Origin of the sequence: Streptomyces sp. NPDC002793, assembly GCF_040295485.1 — a bacterium.
Classification (GTDB): Bacteria; Actinomycetota; Actinomycetes; order Streptomycetales; family Streptomycetaceae; genus Streptomyces.
The window spans coordinates 1-3,106 of record NZ_JBEOVL010000119.1 but is presented as its reverse complement, the minus strand read 5'-3'; the positions used below and the strand labels follow the sequence as shown (position 1 = coordinate 3,106).

The window sequence follows — 3,106 nt, the reverse complement described above, 5'->3', positions numbered from 1 at the left end:
GCGAGCGGATCGACGGGGCCGTTCTGGATGCCGCTTACTGGTACGAGAACCTGCGTAACACGGTCCGTTTCGAGGATGTCACCCGCAGCCTGCTCGCCTCCGGCCGGACGCTGTTTTTGGAGGTCAGTCCGCATCCTGGGCTGATGGTCGGGATCGGTGAGAGTGTCGAGGCGCTGGGTCTGCGGGCGGCGCTGCTGTGCACGCTGCGTCGTGGTGAGGGTGGTGCGCGTCGTTGGCTGGCCGCGTTGGCCGAGGCGTCCGTGCACGGTGTGCGTGTCGACTGGGCCGCGGTCTTCGCAGGCCGCGGCGGCACCCGCGTCGACCTGCCCACGTACAGCTTCACCCGCGACCGGTACTGGCCCGACCCCGTCGAACGCCCCGCCGCCGACCCGGCGGGGCCGTCCGGAACCGACCCGGCCGAGCAGACACTCTGGGACGACGTCGAACGCGGCGACACCGAGGCCGTCGCCAGGACCCTGGGCATCGACGACCCCGGTCTGACCGAACTGCTGCCGGCCCTCGCAGCCTGGCGGCAGGCACGCCGCCAGGAGTCCACGGTGGACGGACTGCGGTACGAAGTGACCTGGCGCCCTCTGCTCGGCCTGGCCTCCGACGCCCCGACGGGACACTGGCTTCTCGCCCTCCCGCAGGCCGGCGCGGACGCGGAACGGGAAGCCGTACGCACCGCGTTGACCGGCACGGACGTCACCGAAGTCGTCGTCCCCACCGGCATCACGCGCGACGAACTCACTTCTGCCCTCCCGCAGGGAAGCCCGTACAAGGGAGTCGTCTCCCTCCTGGCGCTCGACGAGCGACCGCACCCCGACGGCGAAGCTCTCCCCGTCGGAACCGGCGACACGGTCACCCTGCTGCAAGCCCTCGGCGACGCCGGAATCGACGCCGCCCCCCTGTGGTGCGTCACCCGTGGCGCGGTCACCGTGGGGCGCTCCGACGGCGACGTCAGCCCCGCCCAGGCCATGCTGTGGGGGCTGGGCCGCACCGCCGCACTGGAACACCCCGAACGCTGGGGCGGACTGATCGACCTGGGCGGAGCCGCGGAGCCCCGCGTCTCCGGCAGGCTCGGCGCGGTCCTCGCAGGCGCCGCCGACGGCGAGGATCAACTGGCGGTTCGGCCGTCCGGGGTCTTCACCCGTCGAATACGGCGGGCCGCGCCGGCCACCGTCGGCGTCCCGTGGGCCCCCGACGGCCCTGTGCTCGTCACCGGCGGGACCGGAGCGCTCGGCCGCGAGGTCGCCCGTTGGCTCGCCCGACGAGGCGTCACCGACCTGCTCCTCGTCAGCCGGTCGGGCCCGGAGGCCCACGGGGCCGCCGAACTCGCCGCCGAACTCGCCGCCCTCGGCGCCCGTACGACGATCGAGGCCTGCGATGTCGCCGACGCGGCCACGCTCGCCGCACTTCTGGAACGCCACCCGGTCACCGGTGTCGTCCACACCGCCGGTGTCGCCGTCAACGCGCCGCTTGCCCTCACCACGCCGTCCGAGATCGCCGAGGCCGCCCGCGCGAAGGTGCTCGGCGCGGTTCACCTGGACGCCCTCCTGGGCGACCGGGCCGCCCTGTTCGTCCTGTTCTCGTCGATAGCCGGAGTCTGGGGCAGCGGCGGACAGGCCGCCTACGCTGCCGCCAACGCCCATCTGGACGCGCTCGCCGAACACCGGCGGGCCCGGGGCCTGGCCGCCACGGCTGTGGCCTGGGGCGCCTGGGACGGCAGTGGCATGGTCGCCGACCGAGGCGCAGGCGCATACCTGCGGGACCGGGGCATCGCCTCCGTGCTCCCGCACCTGTGCCTGGCCGCTCTGACCGCCGCCGTCGACTCCGGCCGTGCGACCGGCGTCGTCGCCGACATCGACTGGGGGCGCTTCGCCGACACGTTCACCGCCCGTCGGCCCAGCCCGCTCCTGGGCGGCCTGACGAAGGCGGCCGAACCGCGAACCGACGGCTCCGGGCCCGGAGCGGAAGACCACGCGGACGGCAGCGAACTGCGGACTCGCCTGGAGGCCGCCACCGGTGCCGACCGGACCCGCCTCCTGCTCGATGCCGTACGCACCGTCGTCGCCGCAGTCCTCGGTCACACCGGCCCCCAGGACATCGACCCCGACAGTTCCTTCGCCGGACTCGGCGTCGATTCCCTCACCGCGCTCCGCGTCCGCGACGGCCTCAACAGGGCCACCGGCCTGAGGCTGCCCTCCACCCTGGTCTTCGACCACCCCACCGCCCGAGCCGCCACCACCGAACTGCTCGGCAGGCTCGGCACCGGTGAACCGTCCGCCCCGGAAAGCCCGTCCCGGCACGCGGAGCGGGCCGAGGCGGACGATCCGGTCGTCATCGTCTCCATGAGCTGCCGCTACCCAGGCGGAGCCGACTCCCCGGAGGCCCTCTGGGAGCTGGTCGAGTCGGGCACCGACGCCATGTCGCCGTTCCCCGCGGACCGGGGCTGGGACCTGTCCGTGCCGGACGGCTTCACGGCCGAAGGCGGATTCCTGCACGACGCCACGGAGTTCGACGCCGACCTGTTCAACATCTCGCCCCGCGAGGCAGTCGCCATGGACCCGCAACAGCGGCTCCTGCTGGAAACCGCCTGGGTGCTGCTGGAACGCGGCGGCATCGCCCCGACCTCCGTCCGTGGCTCGCGCACCGGCGTCTTCGTCGGCGCCTCCGCCGCCGGATACACCACGGCCGGCATCCTGCCGGAGGGCTCCGAGGGGCACGTCATGACCGGTAGCTCCGGCAGTGTGATGTCCGGCCGGATCTCCTACGCCTTCGGCCTGGAGGGCCCGGCGGTCACCGTCGACACGGCCTGCTCGGGATCGCTGGTCGCCCTGCACCTGGCCGCGCAGTCGCTGCGCAACGGCGAGTGCGCGCTGGCCCTCGCCGGTGGCGTCACCGTGATGCCCACGCCCGCGGTGTTCGCCGAGTTCGGCCGCCAGGGCGGCCTGGCCTCCAGCGGCCGGTGCCGCTCCTTCGCAGCCTCCGCGGACGGCACCGGCTGGGGTGAGGGTGTCGGTCTGCTGTTGCTGGAGCGGTTGTCGGACGCTGTGGCGAACGGTCATGAGGTGCTGGCTGTGGTGCGGGGTTCCGCTGTCAACCA

At 73.6% G+C, this 3,106-nt stretch carries 1 protein-coding gene; it reads left to right on the top strand.

What is annotated here, in order from left to right; translation table 11 throughout:
* The coding region (locus ABT001_RS35800) for an SDR family NAD(P)-dependent oxidoreductase (RefSeq protein ID WP_351285867.1) at positions 1–3,106 on the top strand (3,106 nt) is incomplete at both ends.